This is a genomic window from Nocardia cerradoensis NBRC 101014 (genome assembly GCF_000308535.1).
GTDB lineage: Bacteria > Actinomycetota > Actinomycetes > Mycobacteriales > Mycobacteriaceae > Nocardia > Nocardia cerradoensis.
Map to the genome: position 1 here is coordinate 18,007 of NZ_BAFW01000016.1, position 15,266 is coordinate 33,272.

14 protein-coding genes and 1 pseudogene are annotated in these 15,266 nt (G+C 67.5%); 8 read left to right on the plus strand and 7 right to left on the minus strand.

Features of this window, described 5'->3' with window-relative positions; all coding sequences use genetic code 11:
• Nucleotides 1–104: 104 nt before the first annotated feature.
• The 4 genes from ON23_RS03410 to ON23_RS03425 all read right to left on the minus strand — a co-directional run bounded on the left by ON23_RS03410 (nt 105) and on the right by ON23_RS03425 (nt 4,718).
• Complete coding sequence (locus ON23_RS03410; RefSeq protein WP_245555900.1) at nt 105–881, minus strand: RluA family pseudouridine synthase; 777 nt, start codon at nt 879–881, stop codon at nt 105–107.
• A gap of 70 nt (nt 882–951) precedes the next feature.
• Nucleotides 952–2,751: an acyl-CoA dehydrogenase gene (locus tag ON23_RS03415; RefSeq protein ID WP_039776250.1), complete on the minus strand. Its 1,800-nt coding sequence runs from the start codon at nt 2,749–2,751 to the stop codon at nt 952–954.
• Nucleotides 2,752–2,851: 100 nt separating this feature from the next.
• Nucleotides 2,852–3,430 carry a TetR/AcrR family transcriptional regulator gene (locus ON23_RS03420; RefSeq protein WP_039776253.1) on the minus strand — a complete coding sequence of 193 codons (579 nt, stop codon included), beginning with the start codon at nt 3,428–3,430 and terminating at the stop codon, nt 2,852–2,854.
• 70 nt (nt 3,431–3,500) lie between these two features.
• Complete coding sequence (locus ON23_RS03425) at nt 3,501–4,718, minus strand: cytochrome P450 (protein ID WP_039776255.1); 1,218 nt, start codon at nt 4,716–4,718, stop codon at nt 3,501–3,503.
• A gap of 156 nt (nt 4,719–4,874) precedes the next feature.
• Between ON23_RS03425 and ON23_RS03430 the strand changes: the two genes are divergently transcribed.
• The 3 genes from ON23_RS03430 to ON23_RS03440 all read left to right on the plus strand — a co-directional run bounded on the left by ON23_RS03430 (nt 4,875) and on the right by ON23_RS03440 (nt 7,487).
• Complete coding sequence (locus tag ON23_RS03430) at nt 4,875–6,311, plus strand: amino acid permease (RefSeq protein ID WP_039776257.1); 1,437 nt, start codon at nt 4,875–4,877, stop codon at nt 6,309–6,311.
• Between the two features lie 189 nt (nt 6,312–6,500).
• The gene (locus ON23_RS03435) at nt 6,501–7,079 is read left to right on the plus strand and encodes a C40 family peptidase (protein WP_083903670.1); all 579 of its coding nucleotides are present in this window, start codon (nt 6,501–6,503) and stop codon (nt 7,077–7,079) included.
• 132 nt (nt 7,080–7,211) lie between these two features.
• On the plus strand, nt 7,212–7,487 hold the full coding sequence (locus tag ON23_RS03440) for a hypothetical protein (protein ID WP_039776261.1): 276 nt from the start codon (nt 7,212–7,214) through the stop codon (nt 7,485–7,487).
• A 33-nt stretch (nt 7,488–7,520) separates the two neighbouring features.
• Here ON23_RS03440 and ON23_RS03445 read toward each other — a convergent pair whose 3' ends face one another.
• A complete protein-coding gene (locus ON23_RS03445) occupies nt 7,521–8,396 on the minus strand; it encodes an MHYT domain-containing protein (protein WP_223273490.1) in 876 nt (291 codons plus the stop codon).
• Between the two features lie 357 nt (nt 8,397–8,753).
• On the opposite strand from ON23_RS03445, the gene ON23_RS03450 reads away from it, so the two are divergent.
• The 4 genes from ON23_RS03450 to ON23_RS03465 all read left to right on the plus strand — a co-directional run bounded on the left by ON23_RS03450 (nt 8,754) and on the right by ON23_RS03465 (nt 12,099).
• Nucleotides 8,754–9,197, plus strand: coding sequence for a nitroreductase/quinone reductase family protein (locus tag ON23_RS03450; protein ID WP_210744044.1), 444 nt, complete (start codon nt 8,754–8,756; stop codon nt 9,195–9,197).
• A 65-nt stretch (nt 9,198–9,262) separates the two neighbouring features.
• Nucleotides 9,263–9,751: a MarR family transcriptional regulator gene (locus ON23_RS03455; protein WP_039776263.1), complete on the plus strand. Its 489-nt coding sequence runs from the start codon at nt 9,263–9,265 to the stop codon at nt 9,749–9,751.
• 229 nt (nt 9,752–9,980) lie between these two features.
• Entirely contained in the window at nt 9,981–10,730 is a 750-nt protein-coding gene (locus ON23_RS03460; RefSeq protein WP_039776264.1) for a neutral zinc metallopeptidase, read from the plus strand.
• A gap of 139 nt (nt 10,731–10,869) precedes the next feature.
• Nucleotides 10,870–12,099, plus strand: coding sequence for a fatty acid desaturase family protein (locus ON23_RS03465; protein WP_039776266.1), 1,230 nt, complete (start codon nt 10,870–10,872; stop codon nt 12,097–12,099).
• Nucleotides 12,100–12,266: 167 nt separating this feature from the next.
• On the opposite strand, the pseudogene ON23_RS39680 reads toward ON23_RS03465, so the two are convergent.
• Nucleotides 12,267–13,340 (minus strand): annotated as a pseudogene (locus tag ON23_RS39680) (cytochrome P450 family protein); the annotation flags it as partial.
• Between the two features lie 151 nt (nt 13,341–13,491).
• Nucleotides 13,492–14,379, minus strand: a complete 888-nt coding sequence (gene sigJ / locus ON23_RS03475; protein WP_039776269.1) for an RNA polymerase sigma factor SigJ — start codon at nt 14,377–14,379, stop codon at nt 13,492–13,494.
• Between the two features lie 112 nt (nt 14,380–14,491).
• On the opposite strand from sigJ, the gene ON23_RS03480 reads away from it, so the two are divergent.
• Nucleotides 14,492–15,262, plus strand: a complete 771-nt coding sequence (locus tag ON23_RS03480; RefSeq protein WP_051041921.1) for a hypothetical protein — start codon at nt 14,492–14,494, stop codon at nt 15,260–15,262.
• Nucleotides 15,263–15,266: the final 4 nt, after the last annotated feature.

The following is a 15,266-nucleotide window of genomic DNA, read 5'->3' on the forward strand; positions in this document are numbered from 1 at the left end:
GTGTGATCGCTTCGGCCGCATGCGTGCCGATACGGCACTTGTCCAGAGTAGAAGGTCCTCAGCGTGCCGTCTGCGTGACGGACGCCACCTTTTATAGCGAATCGCTATTCCGCGGCGATCCGTTCGAGCAGGCCGGCCGGATTCTCGAGAATCGGTGCCGACCCCGTCGAGAAGAAATCCGCACCCGGTGTCGCGGTCAGCGCGAGTTCGGAGTCCGCGCGCCACGGCGCCTCCACCCGCAACGACAGGGAGTGCAGATGGGTGCGCGCGTACTCGCCCGATTTGTCGAACAGCGGGTCACCGGCGATCGGATAGCCGATCCAGGCCAGATGGACGCGGATCTGATGCCGCCTACCGGTGATCGGCCGGGCCAGCAGGATCGTGTGCCGATCGGTCCGCGCGACGGTGGTGAACTCGGTCCGGGACGGATAGTTCTTACCGGCCAGCAGATCGCTCTGGTCGACCGTCCACAGCTGTCCCTCGCGCCGGATGGTGTCGCGCGGCGCCGCGATCCGCACCCGGTTCTTGCGTCCGACGCTCAGCGGCAGGTCGATGACGCCGGTATCGGGCAGATCGGTGGCGGCGGTGACGACCAGATACCGCTTGTCGGCCGTGCGCTTGGTGAATTGCCTGGTCAGGCCGCCGTGCGCGGCCAGGTCCTTGGCGAACAGCACGAGACCGGAGGTGACCTTGTCGATGCGGTGCACCGGGTAGAGGGTGATTCCCTCGGCAGCGGCCAACTCGACCAGGTCGGTGTCGTGGCGTTCCCCGGTCACGGCGATACCGGCCGGCTTGTTCAGCGCGATGATCGCCTCGTCCTCGTCGACGAGGTACTGCTGCGCCAGCTGCTGCCAGCCCATCTCCACCGGGTGCGTCTCCACCGGGCCAGATTAGTTGGCACCTCGATGGCCGAATATCGCCAGGAGGGGTGGGCGTGTCCGGCCCGCTGTGCTACAGCCAGGCGTCGTCGAGGTCGGTCGTGGTGCGATCCATCGCGTCGAGCAGATCGAAAAGCGGTGCGGTGCGGGGCAATTCCCAGTGGAAGAAGTACCGTGCGGCGGCCCGTTTGCCGCGGTGGAAGTCCTCGGATCCGCGGGCGGCGGCCACCGCCTGTTCCAGCCAGATCCAGGCCAGCACCACATGTCCGAACGCCTCCAGGTAGGCCGACGAATTCGCCAGCGCCGCTTCCGGATCGGCGTCGCGCCACACCGTGGCGGTGGTGGTCGCGATACGTCCCGCGGCCGCGGCCAGCGCGTCGGCGAAATCGCCGAGTTCGCCGTCGCCGGTCGCGCGAGCGCGGTCGACCGTTTCACCCATGGTGTCGAGCAGCAGTGTCAGCGCCGCGCCGCCGTCCGCGACCACCGCCCGGCCGAGCAGGTCGAGGCTCTGAATGCCATGTGTCCCTTCGTGAATCGGATTCAGGCGGTTGTCGCGGTAATGCTGTTCGACGTCGTAGTCGCGGGTGTAGCCGGCGCCGCCGTGCACCTGGATGGCGAGGTCGTTGGCGGCCAGGCACCACTGGCTGGGCCAGCTCTTGGCGATGGGGGTCAGCACCCGCAGCAGGAGGGCGACGCGCTGCGCCTCCGCGGCGTCCACGGCGCTGCGCTGGCGATCGATCAGCGTGCCGCAGTACAACTGCAGGCCGAGCGCGCCTTCGGCATACGCCTTCTGCGCCAGCAACATTCGGCGCACATCCGGATGCTGTGCGATCGGGACCTGCGCGCTCGCACCGCCCTTCGCGGTCACCGGGCGGCCCTGCGGCCGATTGCGGGCATAGTCGAGCGCCTTGAGGAATCCGGTGTATCCCAGCGCGGTGGCGGCGAGGCCCACGCCGAGGCGCGCCTCGTTCATCATGTGGAACATGTAGGTCAGTCCGCGATTCGGCTCACCCACCAGGTAGCCGACCGCGCCCGGCGCGCCGCCGGGGGTGAACGCGCCGTCGCCGAAGACCGGCGCCGTGTTCACCGTGCCGCGCCAGCCCATCTTGTGGTTGATCCCGGCCAGCACCACATCGTTGCGCTCGCCGAGCGAACCGTCTTCGGCGGGAAGGTATTTCGGCACGATGAACAGCGAGATGCCGCGCGTTCCGGCGTCCGATCCGGGAATGCGCGCCAGCACCAGATGCACGATGTTCTCCGACAGGTCGTGGTCTCCGCCGGAGATCCACATCTTGCGGCCGAACAACCGGTACGTGCCGTCGTCCTGCGGTACGGCCTTGGTGGTGATGTCGGCCAGCGAGGAACCGGCCTGCGGTTCCGACAGTGCCATCGTGCCGAAGTAGCGGCCGGTCAGCATCGGCCGCACGAACCGGTCGAGCTGATCCGGATCGGCATGTGCGGCCAGGAGATTGGCATTGCCGATGGTCAGCAGCGCATAGCTGGCGGTCGCCACATTGGCGGCGTAGAACCATGCCATGCACGCGGTGAAAACGGTGTGCGGCAATTGCATACCGCCCACTCGCTCGTCCATCGCGGCCCCGACGAATCCGGCCTCGGCGAAGGCGGACAGCGCCGTCGCCACCTCCGGAATGATGTGCACCTTCTCGCCGTCGAAGGTCGGCTCGTGCAGATCGCCCCGGCGGTTGTGCGGGGCGAAATACTTCTCGGCCAGTTCCCGGCTCAGCGCGAGCACCTGATCGAAGGTTTCGCGGCTGTGCTCCCGATAGCGTTCGCGCTCGGTCAGCCCGGTGACGTCGAGCCACTCGTAGAGCAGGAAATCGAGGTCGCGGGCGGACATGATGAGCGAATCCATATCCCAAGCCTGCTGGGCAATGCCCGTGTGCGCAAGGGTGTGCGGGCGTTGCCGTCGCCGGGACGGCTCCGGGGCGGTGCCGTCGGCCGGGCCGGTGTGCTCAGCCCGCCCGGGCGAGGAGGGGAGCGATGAAGCGCTCCAGCATGTCGCGCTCCTCGGCCTCGTCCCGGCCGGGCACCGTGAGCAGGGAGACGATGATGCGGGTCAGCCAGCGAGCCAGCCGGGTCCAATCCTCGTGTGCCTCATCGGGTGCCGGGGCCGTTTCAGTGGCGAACAGCGAGCGGGCGATGGCCTCGATCACCTCGGAGGTCTGGGCGATCTGCAGCGTGGCCCCGGCGTCGTCGGGCCGGAACCAGGCGATCAACAGGGGATCCGAACGCACCGCGCGCAGGCTGGCCAGCACTCCGGCGACGGCGCGTTCACCCGGGTCGGCGATGGCCCCGATCTCGGCGGTCACCCGGGCGCCCACCCGCCGCGCCTCACGATGCACATACGCCAGCTGCACCGCCTGCCGGTTGTCGAAGTAGCGGTACAGCGTCGCCCGTGAGCAGCCGGCGGCCTTGGCGATATCGCCCATCTGGGTCGCGTTCACGCCGCGTTCGGAGAACAGGCTCGCGGCCGCGTCCAGGATCCGCTCGGCCGCCTGCAGGGAACGCGGATGCGCCAGCCAGTCGCTCATGCTGTGCCTTTCGTCGGCATGAGCGGGCGCTGCGTGGTTACGCTTCGCTCCCGCCTCCGCGCCTGATCGCTCATGCCGGGACGAAGGGGACGTTGACCGGCCAGCGCACGTAACTGCCCTCGGTGTATCGGACGCCGTCCAGGTCCACGGTGAAGTCCGGGCAGCGGGCCAGCAGTTCCCGCAGCGCGATGGTGGCCTGCATGCGGGCCGCGGCCGCGCCGAGGCAGTGGTGGTTGCCGTTGCCGAAGGTGAGAATATTCTTGGGATTGCGCGTCACATCGAGTTCGCTTGCGTCCGAACCGTATTCGCGCTCATCCCGATTGGCCGACGCGTACAGCATCAGCACCCGGCGGCCGGCGGGAATGGTGACGCCCTCGATCTCGACATCGCGGGTGGTGGTGCGGGCCAGGCCCTGCACCGGCGAGGTCATCCGCAGGAATTCGTCGACCGCCCCCGGTATCAGGCTCGGATCGTCGAGCAGACGCTGCCGCTGCTCGGGAGAGCTGGTCAGCAATTGCACCGCGCCGCCGAGATTTCCGGTGGTGGTGTCGTTGCCGCCGGTGATCATCGTGAACGCGAAGCCGATGATCTGCAGGATTTCGCCGAAGTCGCCGTCGGCGCCCAGTCCGGAGGCGACCAGATGTGAGACGGTATCGTCCGCCGGTTCGCGTTTGCGCTTCTCGATCATCGCGATGAAGTACTGGGTCAGCTCACCGACCGCTTCCTGCGCGTGCTCGATGCCGCCGGTCGCCGAGGCCGCCACGATCGCCTCGCTCCATCGGTCGAACTGTGCCCGATCCTCTTCCGGCACACCGAGATAATGCGCCACCACCATGGTCGGCAGCGGTTTGAACAACTCCACCGAGATGTCACCGCCACCGGCCGCGCGCAGCTTCTCGAGCCGCTCGATCACGAACGCCTCCACCGCGGGCCGGATCTCCTGGACCTGCCGCGGCGTGAAGCCCTTGGCCACCCGGCGCCGGAAGACGGTGTGGTCGGGCGGATCGGTGAAGACGAACGGCCGGTTCTCGCCGAGCCCGATCTCGCTGAGGTTGTTGTAGTCGACCGTCAGCCCCTGGGCGGAGGAGAACGTCTCGGGATCGCGTACGGCCGCGTAGATGTCGGCGTAGCGCGACAGGACGTAGTAGTCCTCGTGTGGGCGGCTCTCGGGGACGACGTGGTGTACCGGGTCGGATTCGCGCAGGGCGGCGTACATCGGCCAGGGGTCGCGCCAGGATTCGCCGGACCGCAAGGTGAAGCGTGCCTCGTGAGACATCGTCGTGCTCATGTATCGACGGTAAGACAAATAGGCCTCTATGTCTAGAACGTGTTTCACGGAATTGCGAGCGGCCGGCCGTCGGTTCGTCACGGCCGATACCGGGCGACCGGCCGGGGAGATCGGTACTGTGGGCTCACCAGCGCCGCCCTCGGACAAGGAGCGCCCATGCGAACCGGTCCCGCTCTGCGAGAGTTCTTCCGGCGCAAGCCGATCGACCAGATCCAGGACGAATCCGCCACCACCCTGCATCGCACGCTGGGGCTGTGGCAGCTCACCGCCATCGGGGTGGGTGGGATCATCGGCGCCGGCATCTTCACCCTGGCCGGTGCGGTCGCGAATCAGACCGCCGGCCCGGCCGTGCTGGTCTCCTTCCTGATCGCCGGGATCGCCAGCGCCGCCGCCGCGCTCTCCTACGCCGAATTCGCCGGGCTCATCCCGCGCGCGGGTTCGGCCTACACCTACGGCTACGCGGTCCTCGGCGAGCCGGTGGGCTGGTTCATCGGCTGGGATCTGCTGCTCGAATACACCGCGATCGTGTCGGTGGTGGCGATCGGTATCTCCGGCTACATCCAATTCCTGTTGGGACAGTTGAATATCGGGCTCCCCGAATGGATGCTGGGCGCGCCGGGAACCGGCCACGGCCATGTGGTGGATCTGTTCGCCGCGCTGCTGTGCCTGCTCATCGCGGCCCTGCTGAATCTGGGTATCCGGGCCGCGGCGCGATTCGAAACCTTCGTGGTGGGCCTGAAGATCGTGGTTGTTCTGGTGGTGATCGCGGTCGGGTTCTTCCACATCGACTCCGCCAACTACCACCCGTACTTCCCGTTCGGCATGTCCGGCGCGGTCACCGGGGCGGCGACCGTCTTCTTCGCGGTCTTCGGCTACGACGCGATGTCGACCGCGGCGGAGGAGTCGGTGGACGCGAAACGCCATCTGCCCAAGGCGATCCTGCTGTCGCTGGCGGTGTCGATGGTGCTCTACGTGCTGGTCTGCCTGGTCCTCACCGGCATGCAGCACTACACCGACATCGATCCGGAGAGCGGGCTGTCCACCGCGTTCGAATCGGTCGGCCTGCCCGGTCTGGGCAGTCTGATCGCGGCGGGCGCCATCGTCGGCATCATGACGGTGCTGTTCACCTTCATGCTCGGCGTCACCCGCGTCTGGTACTCGATGAGCCGCGACGGCCTGCTGCCCCGGTGGTTTGCCAAAACGCACCCGGTGCGCCAGGTGCCCACCCGGATCACCTGGATCGTCGGTGTCGCGTCGGCGCTGATCGCGGGGCTGCTGCCGATCGGCCAGGCCGCCGAGCTGACCAACATCGGCATCCTGCTGGCGTTCATCGTGGTCTGTGCGGCGGTAATCGTGCTGCGCTATCGCCGTCCGGATCTGCCGCGGAGTTTCCGCACGCCGTTGATGCCGGTTGTACCCCTGCTCGGGATCGGCTTCTCGATCTGGCTGATCACCTATCTGCAGCCGGTGACGTGGTTGCGCTTCGCCGTCTGGTTCGCCGTCGGCGCGGTCGTCTACCTGAGCTACAGCCGTCGTCATTCCCTGCTGGCGACCGGCCCGGATGCGTCCGAAACCCCCGCCGGACGACCGTAGGGATTGTATCGAGATACCGCCGATATCTGAGGTATTTCGCGAATTTATCGTTTCGTTATTCGAATTGGTGTGTTCGTATTTGGTTTCGCTCCGACCGTGGCGAATCATGGCTCCCCGGATCCAACGATCGACTGATCACCGTGGTGTTTCGGAAATCTGCTCTCGCTACGAGACTCGGAGGAACGCATCATGGCAGGAACCGAGGCGGGTCGATGTACCCGCCGTTTGCGTCGTAAGGCCTGGTCGACCGCGGCATCGCTGGTCGTCCTGCTCGGCGCCGCGGGCACGATGGTGGCGACCGCCGGCCCGGCACACGCCGACTCGCCATTCCCCGTCCCGGTCGTACCGGGAATTTCGCTACCACCGCAGTTCACAATTCCCGGGCTCTTCCCGGAAATCACTCCGGCCCCGCCGGAGTCCATGAAATCGGTCGGTGAGCGGGCGCTCGAGGTCGCCGAGACCAAGATCGGCTCGGCCTACATCTCGGGTGCCGCCGGACCCGACGCCTTCGACTGTTCGGGCCTGGTCCAGTGGGCGTATCGGCAGGTCGGGGTGGACCTGCCGCGCACCAGCTACGACCAGTTGTCCGCCGGTACGCCGGTCGACCTGGATACGCTGCAACCCGGCGATCTGGTGTCGTTCTACGGCGGCGGTCACTCCGCTCTCTACGCCGGTGACGGCACGGTCGTGCACGCCGCGACGAGCGGTGAGGGTGTCATCCGATCGGCGATCGGGCAGATGCCGGTCACCGGCGCTCGCCGTTTCTGAGGCCGGCGGCGGGTACGCCACGCGGCTCGCCGATCCGGGGGTTCGAATCCGCCGCGAGGACATGTTGCGCGACAATGTGCATCGAGCTCGACCAGCATTGGACTGCAACGTGAATCGCGGAGGAGGGGGCCGGTGGCCGAGACCCGGGCTGATGCCGACGACGAGCCGTTCGGGCCGGTGCGCCCCTCGGATGCGGTCGACGGCTGGGAGTTGGCCGGTGACGGCACCCGCTGGTGGCTGGTCAAGGCGTTCGGCGACGCCCGCGCTCTGGTGAAGCCGACCACGCGGACCACCTGTGCGTGGCGGGTGGAAGCCGCCGACGGCCGGATGGTGCGCGAGGTCAGTGCGCGATCGGTCGCGGAGGCGAAAACCGCTGCGGAAGAATGGATCCGGAGGACGATCGGCTGAGCTGTCGCTCGGCCGATCGTCCGGATCGCCCGGCTATCGCCGGGGCGACTGCCGCTTCGAGATCGCCTGCAAACCGAATGCCGGCTGATCGGGTGCGGGCGATTCCTCGGTGTAGGCGCGTGGCCAGGCGCGGCCGCTGTCGGCGAGATCGAGATCGCCTGGGGTGTCGGGATTCTCGCGACGCGAGGGTCCGTCGACCTCCGCGAGTCCGACGAGGACCACGAGCATGATGGTGACGAGCGTGACCACCATGATCAGCGGGGTCAGCAGCTGCACCGAGTCGACCCCACCGGCCGGTTCGGACATGTTGTCCATGCGGTGCGCGGTCATGGCTGCCATTCCGGTGTAATGCATGCCGCATACCGCCAGGCCCATGATGAGCGCCGCGCCGACGGTGGCGGAGAACCCGCGCACGTGCAGGACGAACCACAGCGCCGCGGTCGCCGCCACGACGGCGATCAGCAGCGACAGGGCCACCAGTCCGGTGCTGTATTCGATGTGTGCGCCGGCGTGCATGGCATGCATGCCGAGGTAGTGCATGGCCGCGACGCCGAAGCCGGTGATCATCCCGCCCAGGGGCAGTGCGATCGCTTCCCGGTGCCCGCGCACCACGATCGACAGTCCGGCCCAGACCACGACGATCGCGATACCCGCGCTGAGCAGCGTCATCGGCACGTCGTAGCGGATGTTCGCACCGTGGATCGAGAAACCGAGCATGGCGGTGAAGTGCATGACCCAGATACCGGCGCCGCCGAGCGAGACGGCCGCGGCGATCAACCAGCCGCCCGGCCAGCGCGAGGCCCGGGCGTGCGTGGCGCAGCGCAGCGCGAGAACGGATCCGATGAAGGACATGAGATACGCCAGGACCGGGGTTACCCAGCCGTGGCTGAAATGGTCGAGCTCGAGCACAAGGTCTCCCGAAGCGAAAGAGGGGTTATCGATTCGTGACCGGACGATAGTTCACATTGCTCATGATCGTTACCCGCGCTCGTTCGTATCCGGGGTGCGGACGGTCTTGCCTGTTGCCCGGCAAATATGCAGGTGACACAGGTTCATAGGGCGTGTGCACGGTGTTTGCCGATCTGTCGCCTGGGAGACACCGAGCCGGAGGTGTGTTCTGGCGCACTTGCGCCACCTCTGGGGCCTATGGCCCTTGACGGGTCCGGCGGGTGAATCCGGACGTTCGGGACTATCCGAAGTGATATCGTGTGGATATAGTATGAAACTCATAGGATATGGTTTCGAAAGTAGCGGAGGTTCCGGAGCATGGATGCGCAGCGGTATCGGCGGATGGTCAATCGACTCAATCCGCTCGTCGTCGGCCTGCAACGGCTGGGAATCGGTTTCGGGCCGATGCAACTGCTCACCGTCGCCGGTCGGCGCAGCGGACAACCGCGCACATTCCCGATCGCGGTCAACGAGTTGAACGGTGGGCGCTACATCGTGCAGGCCTATCCCCGGGCGGCGTGGGTCGCCAACGTGCGGGCGGCCGAGTCGGTCACGCTGACGCGCGGGCGCACATCCTCGACCGCGCGACTGGTCGAGGTTCCGGTCGGGCAGCGTGGGGATCTGCTGCGGGAACTGGTCGGATCCGGGCCTGTCAGTGTCGGGAATCGTTTCGTCACAACCGGTTTGGCCGACTCGGCGACGCCCGACGGGGTGGCGGCGGCGGCCGAGCGCATCGCGGTGTTCCGGGTCGAACCGCACTGACCCGTCGGAGCAGTTCGCGCCGGGGATATCATATGAAAACCGTATGAATCGACCGGAGGGTGCCGATGAGCTCGGAGGCGGATCGCGCGGCCGCGCACCAACGGCGCCGGCTGACCGTCGACGTCAAGAACGCGTTGCGCGACTTGAACATTCAGCTGGCCCTGCTGAACCGGCGATTCGGCGGCCGGGTCGAACTCCGCGACGTGGACTGGACCTGTCTCGACCTGATCAACCGGCAGGGCCCGATCTCGCCGACCGCCCTCGCCCGGCGCACCGGCCTGCACCCGGCCACCCTCACCGGCGTCCTGGACCGGTTGCAGAAGGGCGGCTGGATCGTCCGGGAACGCGACCCCGAGGCGAGCGACCGGCGCGCGGTCACCCTGCGCGCCGTTCGCGAACGCAATGCCGAACTGTTCCACGTCTTCTCGGGCATGAACCGCCGCATGGACGAACTGCTCGAGCGCTATTCGGAACCGGAACTGGAGGTGATCGCGGACTTCCTCCGCCAGACCGGCACCGCAGGGTCGGACTCCGCGTCCGAGCTCGGAAGCTGACCGGCGGGGAGATGGTTGTCGCCGACCAGGTGCGGGCGAGCTCTGGTACAAGTAGGGCGTGAAATTGCTTCGTGGGGGGATCTTTTCAGCTGTCGCCGCTCTGCTGCTCTGCGGTTGCGCGACGGCCCACTCGCCGACACCCGTCGACTCGCCGGTCATGCCGCAGGCTACGGCGCGGTCCACACCCGGCCCGACGGCGGGTGCCGGAAATCGTCCGTATACCGGCCCGGTGAAATCCGATCCGGAGCTCGGCGGCAATCCGGTACTCGGCGAACAGGGCGTGGGCCTGTCGAGTGTCGATTGCCGGCTGCCCGGCTGGCGGAACACTCCGGACGGTGCCGAGGCCTACTACCGGGCCGCGATCGGCTGCCACGACGCCGCATGGGCGCCGACCCTGGCCCACTTCCGGATCGCCATGTCCTCGCCCGCTCTGTGGGCGGGCGCCCGGATCGGTGACTACCACGGTGCGTGCAGTTCCACCGGCAGCAATCGGGAAGCGTTCTACTGTGCGGCCGACCGGACGATCGTGATGCCGTTCGACACCATGGCCCCGGTCATCGGCTACGGAGTCGGCAATGTGCTCGCGGTGCTCTCGCACGAGTACGAGCACCACGTACAACAGCTCACCGGGATCATGGCCGCCTTCCAGGCCCGGGCCTCGGCACTGAATTGGAGCGGACCGGAGGTCGACCTGCTCAACCGCCGGTTGGAGCTGCAGGCCTGGTGTTTCTCCGGGATGTTCTACGGCGTCAATACCGGACGCGGTTCGATCACCCGGAGCCTGGCCGACCGGGCCTACACCAACAACGCCGGTGCGGGCGATCGGCCGGGCGAACGACGCTGGCACGGGACCAACCAGAACGTCGCCAACTGGTTCGGATGGGGTATGCATCCGAGCAGCGATCCCGCCTCCGCCGCCGAACCGTCGCTGCACGAATGCAATCCGTGGGCGGCGCGCAGCGACGCCTGGCTGGAATGAACACGCGGTCGCGCGACACCTCGGTCGTGTCGCGGGCTGTTCATCGGGTGCGGGTAGGCTCGGGGGATCGGCGGGTCCCCGCATATGTCCTCGTCGGTGGGCGTTCGCGCCACCACACACCACTTCGAGGATGTAGACCATGGCAATCACCGAGATCGGCGCGTACGCACATCTCGGGCCCGCCGATATCGAGGCGCTGGGTCGTGAACTCGACCGCATTCGCGCCGATGTCGAGGCCGATCTGGGAGCGCGCGATGCGAACTACATTCGCCGGACGATCGTCTTTCAGCGCACTCTCGACGCCGCCGCGCGACTGATCATTCTCGGCGGCCGCGGCCGCCTCGCCTGGCTGCTCGGTACGGCGGGATTGGCGACGGCCAAGAGCGTCGAGAACATGGAGATCGGGCACAACGTCTCCCACGGCCAGTGGGATTGGATGAACGACCCGGAAATCCACTCCACCACCTGGGAGTGGGATATGGCCGGGCTGTCCGCGCAGTGGCGTTACGCCCACAACGTCCGCCATCACCTCTACACCAACGTGCTGGGGATGGACGACGATATCGGCTTCGGCGTCATGCGGGTGACCAGAGATCAGCGCTGGCACCCGCGCCTGCTGCTGCAACCGTTGCAGAACGTGCTGCTGGCGGCGACGTTCGAATGGGGTATCGCCTGGCACGATCTGGACTCCGCACACGACCGGGCGGCCGATCCCGCCGAGAAGGCCGGCCAGACCCGCGCATTGCTCGGAAAGCTGATGCGGCAGGCCGGCAAGGATTACGTGCTGTTTCCGGCTTTGAGCGGAAAACGCTGGCGGCGCACACTTTTCGCCAATCTCGGCGCCAATCTGCTGCGCAACCTGTGGGCGTATCTGGTGATCTTCTGCGGGCATTTTCCCGACGGTGCGGAGAAATTCATGCCGTCGGTGCTGGAATCGGAAACCAAGGCGGAATGGTATCTGCGCCAGATGCTGGGCACCGCGAACTTCGATGCCGGGCGGGTGCAGGCCTTCATGAGCGGCAATCTGTGCTACCAGATCGAACACCACCTGTTCCCGGATCTGCCCAGCAACCGGTACCGGGAGATCGCCACCCGCGTGCGAGCGCTGTGTGAGGAATTCGATCTGCCGTACACCACGGGTCCACTGCTGCGGCAATACGCCCTCACCCTCCGTACGATCCACAAATTGGCGCTGCCGGACCGCTTTCTCACCGCGACCTCCGACGACGCCCCCGAAACCGCCTCGGAGCGAAAGTTTCTCGGGTACCTCCCCTTCGCCGCAGCGGACGGCGCGCCTTCTCGTTCGCGACGAGGGCTGCGCACCGCGCTGCGTGCGGTGGCGGCGAAGACCGCGCTGCCGACCGGATGAGCCGGTCGGTTCGGCCTATCCGTGCGGGCGCACCGGCAGTTCGGTGAGTCCCCGCATGAGCAGGCTCGGCTGCCACCGCGGAATGAACGAGGGCGCCAGTGCAAGCTTCGGAAGCGATCCAGCAGAGCGGTGAAGGCGACGGCCGCCTCCATCCGGGCCAGGGGAGCGCCGACGCAGAAATGGATTCCGTGGCCGAAAGCCACATGTCCGGACGGTTTTCGGCCGATATCGAGTGCGTCCGGCGAATGGTATCGATCGGGATCGCGATCGGCCGCCGACAGGGCGACGTAGACCAATTCGCCTGCGGGAATGACGGTTCCGCCGATATCGACGGGTTCCTCGGTGTACCGGACCGTGGCCCAGCCGACCGGGCCGTCGACCCGCAGAAATTCCTCCACGGCGGCGGGGATGCCCTCCGGAACCGCACGCAGCGCATCGAATTGGGGCCGGTCGCGCAGCAGCGCGAAGGTGCCGTTGCCGATGAGATTCACCGTCGTCTCGTGGCCGGCCACCAACAGCAGGAAAGCCATCGCCACCAATTCCGGATCGGTGAGACGGTCGCCGTCGTCGGATTCGGTGGCCAGCCCCGAGAGCAGGTCGTCGCCGGGCCGGGCGCGCTTGTCCGCCAGCAGTGCCGTCAGATATCCGCCCATGTCGGCGGATGCGCGGTCGCGATCCGTCAGATCTCCGGCGGCGCCCACCAGGATCTTCGTCCACAGCTGGAAATCGTCGCGATCGGTGAAGGGAACCCCGAGCAATTCGCAGATCACGGTGACGGGTAGCGGGGTCGCGAACGCGTGCAGCAGGTCGACCTCGTCGTGCGCCGCCACCTCGTCGAGCAGTCCGGCCGCGATCTGCTCGATGCGGGGCCGCAATGCCGCCACCCGCCGCGGCGTGAAGGCCTTGTTCACCAGCTTCCGCAGCCGCGTATGTTCGGGCGGATCGGTATTGAGCATATGGGTGCTCAAGGCCTGCGCATCCGAATTCGACAGCACCGCAGAGCCTTTGCGCCGGAACAGGTCGATGGTGCCGGCCGAGTTCTTGTGCAGTCGGGGATCGGCGAGCGCCGCCCGCGCCTCCGCGTGGCCCACCACGACCCAGCACGGAATCCCGCGCTCGTGCGTGAATCGCACGTGGTGCACCGGCCCTCGGGCCCGCCAGCGCTCGTAGTACTTGTGCGGATCGTCGTGGAAGTCCTCTTCCACCAGTTCGATCTGCTCGGATACCTCGGCCTCGGCCATACTGTGCTCCCTGCTACCGGCGCCGCTCGACGCTCCCCACGGTGTCAGCCCGGTCGTAACGGTGACCGTATCCAAAGTACCGAAAATCGCGCCGCGCCGCGGATGCCCGATTCGCGTAGAAATCCGTTCCGCGCGAACCGCTTTCGTCCGGTCAAGCGTCCGTCCACTGCCGCAACTTCTCCGGATTGCGGATCGCCCAGATGCGGGTGATCCGGCCGTCGGCGATATCGAAGGCGTAGACGGTCGCGATGGTGCCGTCGATCCGCGCCACCAGGCCGGGCTGGCCGTTGACGGTCCGCTCGAGCAGCGTGACTTCTCCTGCGCGGGAGGCGATCTGGATCCACGCTCGCGCGATCTGCTCGCCGCCGTCGATCGGATCGCGGAAGGCCGGTACCCGGCCGCCGCTGTCGGCCGTCGCGACGGCCCGGGGATCCAGAATCTCGATCAATGCCTCGATATCCTTCGTTTCCCAGGCCCGTTTGAAGTCCCTCACGACCTCGGCGCGCTCGTCGCGAGACGGACTCGCCGAGGTCTGGACCCGGCGGCGCGCGGAGGAGGCGAGCTGGCGGCAGGCCGCGGGCGTGCGGCCGACGATATCGGCGATCTCCGCGAAGGAGTAGCGGAAGACATCGTGCAGGACGAAGGCCACCCGCTCGGCCGGCGTCATGGAATCGAGCACGACGAGAAACGCCATACTGATCGATTCGTCGAGCGTCACTCGGTCGGCCGGATCGGTCGGCGCGGGTGCGCCCCATTCGCCGCGGTCGGGGACCGGCTCCGGAATCCATTCCCCGACATAACGCTCGCGCCGGGCCCGCGCCGAACCGAGCAGATCCAGGCAGATGCGGCTGGCCACGGTGCGCAACCAGCCCCCGGGCGCCGCGACGGCCCGCTGCTGTTCCGGGGACATGGCGTACCAGCGCGCGTAGGTCTCCTGCACCACGTCCTCGGCCTCGGCGAGGGAGCCGAGCAGCCGGTAGGCGAGGTTGAGCAGTGCCCGCCGCTCGGTCACCACGGCGCTCGATTCCGGGTCGGTCATGATGGTCGCTCCCTCGTTCGGTACAGGCCCCTTCCACTGTGGACGAAACAGCGCGCCGAAATGTGAGGCCGATATATGCTGCCGTTCGCCGCTGAGAGTGGGGGAGTTCGCAATGAAAAGGTCGGTTCTGATTGCGATCGTGGTCGGTGCTGTCGCGCTGTCGGGCTGCGGCGCGGGGAACGACGGCGCTTCGGCGCCCACCCCGTCCGATCCGGTGGCTCGGCAGATGACCGCGGCGCCCGATCAGGACGCCGGTTGTCCGCGTCCCGCCGCGCCGTCGGCAGGGCCTTACAGCGGCATCACCGTGCCGGTACGAGAGCAGACTCCGAGCCTGACGACCGACGTCGTGCTGCCGCAACTCGAGGCGGGTGACCAGGCGGTCCGCGATCGGTTCAACTCGGCGATGCGCGCATCGCTGGCCGATCTGAGCGGCGGCGCGGCGAACGGCGCACTGCACGCCGCCCGGCTCCGTTGCGGCGAAACGAGCCGCGTCACCCGCATCGGCGCGCATGTCGTCGCGGGCGTGCTGATTGCCGACCACACGTGGGAGGGCGGCCCGCACCCGGTCAACCAGATCGGCACCGTGGTGATCGACACCGGCACCGCACAACCCGTCATGCTGCCGACGGCCCTCCGCGACCCTGGTCAGGCCTGGGGCGCGCTCGCCACCGCCGCGCAGAGTCTGGTGCCCGCGGACGGGCCCACGCTGTTCACCCACACTCCCGGCGCTGACGATTTCGCCGCCTGGGTGCCCGCCCCGGCGGGACTCACCGTCTACTTCCCGGTCGCCCACGCTCGGGGCGACTACTACCCGGTTCAACTCCCGTGGAACCGGATCCGGGATCTGTTCGACCCGGCCGCACTCGCGACACTGTCGAGCTGAACGG